We start from the raw sequence: 8,857 nt of genomic DNA, 5'->3' as shown, positions 1-8,857 counted from the left end.
CAGAACTTTGGTGATTGCTGCGGTCAGCGTGGTTTTACCGTGGTCAACGTGGCCGACGGTGCCTACGTTAACGTGCGGTTTTGTACGCTCAAACTTTTCCTTGGCCATTGCCCTCAGATCCTATTATCCGAACCAAAAAAACACGTAGAAACCCACCGCACGAGCCGACGGGTTGCATCACAAGAATATTGGAGCGGGTGAAGGGAATCGAACCCTCGTCGTAAGCTTGGAAGGCTTCTGCTCTACCATTGAGCTACACCCGCATATTTTAGTTGCGAGCTCTCGCGAGGGCGAGAGAATGGTGGAGGGGGCAGGATTCGAACCTGCGTAGACTAAGTCGGCGGATTTACAGTCCGCTGCATTTGACCGCTCTGCCACCCCTCCATCAGGGTCGTAACGCCATCCGGGTTTGACCCCGGCCTCGTTGCGGCGAGGGAGGGAATACGGTGGACAGCCATGTGTTGTCAACAGCAAAAAAAGCACGAAATCGTATTTCCTTTCCTATATGTTCCCCAAGCTTTGCTCATTGAGCGAAACAAAGTGCATTCAGTTCCCTACGGTCCGGAGGTTTCCGCCATTATGTCGCGTCGCAATAAATCCCGCTCAGGAAATCGTCATCAAGGTGATGCATCCCCCGATGCCCTCCCGCAAGGCGATGAAAACCGCGAAGGCAATTCGCGTCGTGGACGAAAACGCGGACGCGATGGTGGATCGTCGGGCGGAAATTCGCGCCTGATTCTCTTTGGGCGTCACCCGGTCATGATGGCAATTGCCAATCCGCAGCGCACGATTCACAAAATCTGGGCCACAGAAAACGTCCGCGACGAGATCAATGCCGCTCTTGCCGATGCCGAACGTACCGACATCGCCGTAGATTCGGCCGGTCGCACCGACCTTGACGAAATGCTGCCCCCCGGCACGGTGCATCAGGGCATGGCGCTTCATTGTGCCCCCCTGCCCCAGCTTTCGGTCGAGGAACTGATTGCCGATCACCGCGATTCTGAACAATGCACCATTCTGATCCTTGATCAGGTGACCGATCCGCATAATGTCGGGGCTATTCTGCGCAGTGCCGCGGCCTTTGGTGCATCGGCCGTCATCGTGCCCGACCGTCATGCCCCGCCTGAAACCGGGGTTCTGGCCAAATCGGCCAGCGGCGCACTTGAAACCGTGCCCTATATCCATGCCGGGAACCTGAACCAGACGCTTGATAAGCTCAAAGGCGCGCATTTCTGGCTGGCGGGCATGGATGGCTATGCCAAACAAACATTGGCTGAAGCAAAACTTGGCGGTCGTGTCGGGATTGTCATGGGTTCAGAAGGAGAAGGCCTCAGACGCCTGACACGCGAAAGCTGCGATTTTCTCGTCAAGCTGCCGATGTCTGATCGTATTGAAAGCCTGAATGTTTCAAATGCGGCTGCGGTTGCGCTCTATGAGCTGTACCGTAAGTAGGTTACAGCTTCAAAAGCCTGTCATTTGAAGCATTTTCACGGGATGTAAATTTCCGTGCTTCAAACGCTTGCATTCACGCGCGGCCCGGATTATGTTTCGCGCCGCTCGCGCCGGCATAGCTATAATTGGTAGAGCAGCTGATTTGTAATCAGAAGGTTGGGAGTTCGAGTCTCTCTGCCGGCACCATTAAAAGAAAACCCCGCACGCCATTGGCTGCGGGGTTTTCTTTTGGCTATTTAACCGGGCGATTCTACCCGCCGCAGCGTATAAAAGAAACCTTAATCAGAAAGATACCTGTCTAGCACCGAAAACACTCCCGCCGTTTTCCAAAGGCTGCGGTTGCCGATAACGTATAGTGATGCTTTCGCTCGTGTTACTGCAACGTTGACGAGATTCGGTTTGCTACCGGCCCAGTTGCGCGCGCCATTTTGAGAAGAGTCTTGCGCCCCAAGAACGAAGAAGACGATTGCGGCTTCACGGCCCTGAACGGTGTGAACCGTACCAACGTGCTCCCATACCCAATCGTCAGGTTTATCGACCCATCCGCTTAGCACGCCGCTACGCAGAATCGCCTGACGTAGATTGTCCTGCACAACAACGAACGGAGTCACCACGTATAGATCAGCGCGAGCGCCACTCGAGCGAAGCTCTCGCAGCATCTTAATCAATACTTCTCCTTCGTCAGCGCACCACTTGTCAGAACTGGACTTGCCTACAACATCTATCCAGCATGAGTGGCCGAGAACCGGATTTGACGTTGACGGTGCCTTCGCCTGCACCATCAGATTTGAATAGGCAATCTCGTTCGAGATATCAAACATCGGGCTATCGCAGCGTCGATGCACAAGTAGCGGTGATCCAACATCGCGGTGCCCGCTGCCGATCGGGAACTTAGCACAGTACATACTGGCAGCATCTGCCACTGTCTGTACCGAGCCTTCTGGCGCATTGTATTTCAATGGATCAATGCCGAAGAAAGCACATACTTCTTCCGTGAGACTGTTGGGGAGGGTCACAACGGGCTCGATTTGCAGCGGATCGCCGACGACAACCGAGCGCTTTGTTCGCATCATTGCACCAACGGCAGCCTGTGGCACTGCTTGCCCAGCTTCATCTACTAGAAGCCATCCAAGGGCTTCGGTGGGAAGCCGCGAGAACATCCGGTTCACCGAGGCAAATGTTGTCGAGACAACCGGAACCACCAAGAAGAAAGATGACCAAAGATCCGCGATCAACACATCTTTTTGCGGTGTGCCGAGTGAGCGCGTCCCGAAAGTCTCTACAAAGACAGATAGATTTTGCCGCAGCGGATCGGCTGCCGCATCGATAAATGCGTGGTGCAGCTGAATAGCGGCTTCAAAGACATCATCGCGCTGTCGACTTGCGGCGTTATCAAACCAGACGCTAGCGGTTTGAATATCTTCGTGTGCGCCCGCAAAAAAGTCGTCATCTGGGATCGGTACATCAAGCTCACCGCATGCATGTTGCAGGCTTGCTTCCAAATCTGTCTTTTCAGCACGAAGGGTGTCCAAAGACTCCCGCTTCTGCGCAATCAATTCCTTTGTTGCCGCCAGCTCTGCACCAATATCTTCGGCAGTTTTCTTGCGGTTGTGAAAACGCTGCTGATCGCCTCCGGTCCTATTTGAAAGGCCTTGCTGTTCATCACGCCATGTTCTGAAACGAGCCGTGCGGAGTAACCTTGCAAAGAAACCAGGCCGCGATGAAAAATGTGAAATTTGGACTTGTCGTGAATTCTTGAACCGGCTTTCTGCTTCTCGTTGCTCGTGTAGGGCGGTTCCGCGCTCGCTTTCTAAGTTCTGCGCATCCACTTCAAGAGAAGGCAGTTCTTGCGCGAGGTTATTAATTTCAGCAGCGACCAATGCGTAACGAACGAGCTGCACATGAAGCTCTTGCAGGCTGTTTTCCGTTCGCTTTAAAGCATCAAACTTGGTCTTGAATTTGGAGCGAGCTTTCTCCCACCTCACCTGTGCTTCGTGGGTGTTTGACGGTGGACGCTCACGATCAATGATTTGACGATTTCGCTTTAGCGGAGAAAGGCCGCCACCTTGGGACTCCGATACTATTTGCGGCACACCGCTAGCATGATTGAGATAGGTGGAAAGACCATTCTCCTCGTCGCGCCAGAACCTTTGTGAAAACATGTAGCGGTTTGAAGAGTTGCCAAGGACCGCGGCAATAACACCCCACGTATCACGTTCAAGAACATTATCTGAAATACTCTTGAAATATCGAAGTTCGGGCGCATCCACCGCGATAGCGTCTATTACAGGAAGTTCTGCGCTGACATTCTCAACAGCTTTGTTGTTGGATGATGTTACCACCATCTCAAAGCCTTTAAGTCGTTCGTCCAGCTTATGAAGTGTGATCTTCGCACCGCTACGTTGAAGGATTTCGCGAGTTGGTGTGAAGGCTTGCGATGGACGGTTAAATTCATGCATCACTGCGGCACGCTCTATGAGCCGTGCTGCCACAACATCACGAAGCAAGGTTGTCTTACCGGTGCCGGGCGGACCGTTGACGGCGAGAACACCAGTCTTAATTTGCTGCGCATTTGTGGCGTTGACTGCCGCTTGCTGTAACAAAGCCAGCGGAAAACGTCCTTTGCCAGGCCATTTTCCGGGTGGCGTCAATGCGGGCTGAAGTAAGTCCCGCAAACCAGCATTGTCTTCCAACAAATTGATGCGTTGCGACGGTGTTTTGACACCCAGATAATGTTCGAGCGCATTGGGAAGTTTCCCCGTACTTGCCAGGACGCTGGCCGCTGCCAAATCCCCCAAGAAGAACGAATTGAGCAAACCCGGTTCAGGCGGAGTCTTACTGGCAAAAAACTCATATCGTCGCAAAGCGAAGTACGGCGCTTTTATCACATGTCCGTGAAGGTTTAGGGCGGCGACAAGATACTCAAACAACTCTGAGATACGGCTTTTAGTCAACGGAACTACATCATCATTTCGATCCCGCTTGACAAGGAGCTTGCGGAACTGTCCTTTCAAAAGCTTTTCCTGGGCAGGCCAATCAGCGAGTTTTTTCAAGTCACCTTGAAGGGCGATTGGAACGCCCCATGCAAAACTTGAAATCGCAACACTTGTCTCTTCGTCCAGGGGGTGCCCTTCTTTATCCAAAAGGATGCTTGCAATCGGACTAGCCCCTCTCATGCTGGGTTTATCCGGGCGCTTATCAGCGTATACTTTCAGTAGCGTTTCAACAGCTGGGGCTAGTTCTATCGCGCCGAGGATAAGCTCATAGTAAAGACGCTTTTTGGGAAGAGATTTTTCCCCTAGTTCCCACGGCAAAGGTCCTTCTTCAAAACGAGCAATCTTCTTCCGGTCACCAGCTACCAGATCTGTTTCTCGCCGATACCCTTGTGGAGACAAAACCTCTAACGCCGTCCACGCGCGTAGAATATCCTGGGCATCATTTGTGATCGGTGGTTTCGCCACAGCTTTGCCCGGCATCTTGATTGTTTCAGGCTGCTTAATAGCTTCACAGGCCTTCGGAGGCTCACCAAAAGGTAGCGCCGGTTCACGCGGAGCTGAGTCAAGCTGATTCGCTTTTGGTTCAGGTGTGCGTAAAGACTTTTGAGGAGCTGAGTTGGCGGGCTGACAAGCATTTGTGGCCTGAACTTGTTTCTTTAGAGCAAGTGCGCGTTGCGTGCTACGAAACCCCAGTTCATGTATCAAGCGGTTAAGCGTTTCAGAATCGCTCTGGTTGTCATTAAAGGTCTTTTCCAGCTCTTTAATCGACTTATTAAAATAAGGTCTATTCTTCATAAATTTTTCGGCCTAGCCTTGGCGCAAAACAACGTCACGCCTCCCCGTATCTCTTTGCTTTCTACCAATCATTCCTCATAACGATAATCGAATGCAAGAAGTTCATCGTAAGCTTGCAATTCCGCCAACCAATCTGCCTCGCAGAATGAAGGCATGCGTCAAGTTTAGATTTTTCTTGAGGCTCTAACATGCTGAGCAAAGGCTTGTAGCGTACTCAGGTCTGCCTACATTGTCGCGAGGACGCATCAAAGCTGCCATCGACGGTGTAGCGCACCTTTCGACACAGCCGCCCTAAAGATTGATCGGTCATATCTGTTCACCGCGTGGTTCCATTTTCGAGTTCCGATAAAAACGCATAAGGCCCGCAAGCCTTGGGCTGCGGGGTTTTCTTTTGGTCAAATAGCAAACAATCACGCGGGCAAGCCATCAAGCCTGTTGATGTCTTCAAGACCCTCGTCCCAGTTCGCCTTGCTGCCCATCATGATGTGAGCGGTCGGGCGTATCGAGACCGGGGTTTCAAGGCCACCAGCCGGGACGACCACAAGCCTGCCATCCATCTGCGTGTAGGGCACGGCAGAGCCACATGTCTGGCAAAATGCCTTTTGATGGCGGGTTCCGGGTACGGTAAAGGACTGGATGTGCGCGCCCCCTTCCAGCCAAGACAGCGTGGCCTTGGTTGAGAACAGATTGGCTGCGTGCGCCGATCCAGTGTCCTTTTGGCAATATTTGCAGTGGCACAGGAAGAACTCATCGAAGTCACCTGTGGTTTCGTAGCGCACAGCACCACACAGACAGCCGCCGTGATCTTTATCAGCCATGACCATTCCCCAGCCCTAGCCGTCCCGTCTTGACGATGCGTAGCGCTCCGAAACGACGTAATAATCATCAAACCCTATACGTTGGCGCAGGTCCGTCCAGCCCATCAATTTGTCATCACGCGGCTGCCCCTGCTTCATGGTCTGAAGGGTTTCAACCATTGCCTTCATGGCCGCAGCCATCAGCGACAGCGGATAAGCGGCAATCTGATACCCGATTTCGTGCAATTCCTGCGGCGACAGATCCGGGGTCTCACCGCCCTCGACGATGTTGGCCATTTTGGGGCCCGGAAGTTCGGCACAGAGCGTACGCATTTCATCAACCGATTTCGGTGCCTCGACAAACAGGATATCCGCACCGAGTTCCTTGAACTTTGCTGCGCGGTCAATCGCCTCGGATAACCCGTGCTGATGGCGGGCATCGGTGCGGGCGAGGATCAGGATATCCGCCCCGGCCTTTTGCGCGTCAACAGCGGCGCGAATGCGATCGAAGGCCTCTTCGCGTTCGACCACTTCCTTGCCCTTTGTATGGCCGCAGCGTTTCGGGGCAAGTTGATCTTCAATCATCACCGCCGCGCATCCCGCCTTGGCAAAGCCGGTGACGGTGCGCCGGACATTCATGGCATTGCCATAACCGGTATCGCCATCGCCGATCATCGGGATCGAAATGGCATCGGTGATGTTTCGGGCCTGATCAAGGACTTCGCCATAGGACATCAAGCCAAGGTCAGGTTCGCCAATCCGGGCCGCAGATGTTGCAAAACCTGACATAAAAGTCAGACCGAAACCTTCCTGTTCGATCAGTTTGGCCGACAGAGCATCAAAGCAGCACGGCATGGTAATCAGGTCGCCCGTCGCCAGAAGCGCACGCAGACGATCAGCAGGTGTTTGGATATGTGTCATCGGTCTCTACAATTTGAACGGTATATAAAGCGCAAGGTCATGCCAGACATATAAAAGTGCCGCACAGACAAACATGAGGATCAGGAACGGTGCAACGCCACGGGCCACTTCGCCCAGTCTGGCCTTGGCCACCGACTGGATCACATAAAGGTTCAATCCCACCGGTGGCGTAATCAGGGCACATTCGACCATGATCACCATGTAAACCCCAAACCAGATCGGATCAAATCCAAGCGCAAGGGCCGCAGGCAACAGAACCGGCGTCATGATCAGCACCATCGAAAGCGCTTCGAATACAAGCCCCATCACCAACAGCACGACTGTCACGATCAGGATAAAGCCAAGCTCGGTATCCACCCCTTGTGTGATCAGCACCGAAATATCCTGCGGAATGCGATAAAGCGTGATCGCCTTGCCAAAAATCTTGGCCCCGGCAATGATCAAAATGATCGCAACCGTGGTTGCCATCGATTCGAAGACCGCCTTTTTAAACGCGTCCCATGTCAGAACCCGCATCAGTGGCCCGGTAATAATCAGCGCTGCCGCAAAACCGATGGCCGCGGCTTCGGTCGGGGTGAAGGCCCCCGAATAGATCCCCGAAATAATCAGGACCGCCAAGACCACCGACGGAAGAGCCTTAAGCGTTGCACGTCTGCGTTCGGCCCAGCCCTGTTTGGCTTCGCGTTCCTGTCCTCCCATGCGGGCATAAATCATCGAAAACACGACAAAGAACAACAACAGCGCAATGCCCGGTCCAATCCCGGCAAGAAACAGCGAAATCACCGATTCTTCGGTGACAAAGCCATAAATGATCATCGGGATGGATGGCGGGATCAATATGCCAAGCGTCCCGCCCGCAGCCAGAAGGCCATAGACGAAGCGCTTGTTGTAGCCGCGATTGATCATCTCCGGGATCGCAACTGTGCCAATGGTCGCGGCCGTTGCAACCGAGGACCCCGAGATTGCGGCAAACACGCCACATGACAGGATCGTCGCAACCGCAAGCCCGCCCGGCCAATGGCCCACCCATGCACTTACTGCCGCAAACAGGTCATGGCCCACGCCAGCCCGCAACAGGATGTTGGACATCAACAAAAACAGGGGCACGGCCAGCAAAATAAAGCCATCAAGCGTCGATAGAACTGCCTGAGGTGCCATCAGCGGTGAAAACCCGCCGAGCAGCAACATGGCAAGACCAAGCCCGCCCAAGGCGAAGGCAACCGGCACACGCATTAATAACAACGCGAACATCGCGCCAAGCGTCAGAACAACCGTCATTCGTGCGCCCCTTCCGGAATGCTTTTGCCGCGTAAAAGCCCAACAATCTCAATCCCGGCCTGTACAGCCAGCAAGGCAAAGCCGATCGCAACCGGCAGTTCGGAAATCCACGCAGGCAGATCAAGCATGGTACCGCTGGTGCGCCCGCGCGTGAAACTTTCCCAGAAAATCTCCCAACCCTTGAAGGTCACCATGACCGAAAAGGCCAAAATACAGGACATGGCAAGAACTTCGGCGCCACGCCGGGCTGTGGGGCCAAGAAGCCGGATCACCGCATCCACCGAAATATGGCGGCGTGCGGCAAGCGCCCATGGCATGCCCAGAAGTGCGCCCCAGATCAGACAAAGCTGCGAGAGTTCAGCAGCCCATATCGTCGGACGGATAAAGAAGTAGCGGGCAAGAACCTCGTAGGTGAGCATACAGCCAGCAAGAACGAACAAAATGGCTGCGACCCACGCAAGAAAAAGCGTCAATCGATCAAACATGATTTAAACAATGCCGTCCGGTGATGGACCCAAGGTCAGGCCCCAAGACCCGGAACAGCGATCTCCTGATCTGTGATAAAGGCGGGAAGTCGTCACCGCATAGCCGATGTTGCGACATGCGGTGACAACTGCA

Annotated in this window: 7 protein-coding genes and 3 tRNA genes; 2 read left to right on the top strand and 8 right to left on the bottom strand. The window is 53.7% G+C overall.

Annotation, left to right across the window (positions count from 1 at the left end; genetic code table 11):
* From JF44_RS0113145 to JF44_RS0113135, 3 genes are all read right to left on the bottom strand, one after another.
* The coding region (locus tag JF44_RS0113145) for a GTP-binding protein (protein WP_033069427.1) at positions 1-108 on the bottom strand (108 nt) is incomplete at its 3' end.
* Positions 109-189: 81 nt separating this feature from the next.
* Positions 190-263: transfer RNA gene (locus JF44_RS0113140), tRNA-Gly, on the bottom strand.
* Positions 264-299: 36 nt separating this feature from the next.
* A tRNA-Tyr gene (locus JF44_RS0113135) sits at positions 300-384 on the bottom strand.
* A 195-nt stretch (positions 385-579) separates the two neighbouring features.
* Here JF44_RS0113135 and rlmB point away from each other — a divergent pair.
* Positions 580-1,452: a 23S rRNA (guanosine(2251)-2'-O)-methyltransferase RlmB gene (gene rlmB, locus JF44_RS0113130; RefSeq protein WP_033069426.1), complete on the top strand. Its 873-nt coding sequence runs from the start codon at positions 580-582 to the stop codon at positions 1,450-1,452.
* A 109-nt stretch (positions 1,453-1,561) separates the two neighbouring features.
* Positions 1,562-1,638, top strand: a tRNA-Thr gene (locus JF44_RS0113125).
* A gap of 92 nt (positions 1,639-1,730) precedes the next feature.
* Here JF44_RS0113125 and JF44_RS0113120 read toward each other — a convergent pair.
* The 5 genes from JF44_RS0113120 to JF44_RS0113100 all read right to left on the bottom strand — a co-directional run bounded on the left by JF44_RS0113120 (position 1,731) and on the right by JF44_RS0113100 (position 8,724).
* Complete coding sequence (locus tag JF44_RS0113120) at positions 1,731-5,243, bottom strand: DEAD/DEAH box helicase (protein ID WP_033069425.1); 3,513 nt, start codon at positions 5,241-5,243, stop codon at positions 1,731-1,733.
* Positions 5,244-5,653: 410 nt separating this feature from the next.
* Positions 5,654-6,061 carry a GFA family protein gene (locus tag JF44_RS0113115; RefSeq protein WP_033069468.1) on the bottom strand — a complete coding sequence of 136 codons (408 nt, stop codon included), beginning with the start codon at positions 6,059-6,061 and terminating at the stop codon, positions 5,654-5,656.
* A 15-nt stretch (positions 6,062-6,076) separates the two neighbouring features.
* Complete coding sequence (locus JF44_RS0113110) at positions 6,077-6,961, bottom strand: isocitrate lyase/PEP mutase family protein (protein ID WP_202901512.1); 885 nt, start codon at positions 6,959-6,961, stop codon at positions 6,077-6,079.
* Positions 6,962-6,967: 6 nt separating this feature from the next.
* Positions 6,968-8,239 carry a TRAP transporter large permease gene (locus JF44_RS0113105; protein ID WP_033069424.1) on the bottom strand — a complete coding sequence of 424 codons (1,272 nt, stop codon included), beginning with the start codon at positions 8,237-8,239 and terminating at the stop codon, positions 6,968-6,970.
* Positions 8,236-8,724 (bottom strand): TRAP transporter small permease, encoded by a 489-nt coding sequence (locus tag JF44_RS0113100; RefSeq protein WP_033069423.1) that lies wholly within the window; start codon positions 8,722-8,724, stop codon positions 8,236-8,238. Before JF44_RS0113100 ends, JF44_RS0113105 begins: the two co-directional genes overlap by 4 nt.
* Positions 8,725-8,857 lie beyond the last annotated feature (133 nt).

The organism is Thalassospira australica (genome assembly GCF_000763295.1).
In the GTDB taxonomy this organism is placed as follows: domain Bacteria; phylum Pseudomonadota; class Alphaproteobacteria; order Rhodospirillales; family Thalassospiraceae; genus Thalassospira; species Thalassospira australica.
Note: the sequence above shows the minus strand (reverse complement) of the source record. Positions and strands in the feature narration are given on the sequence as shown.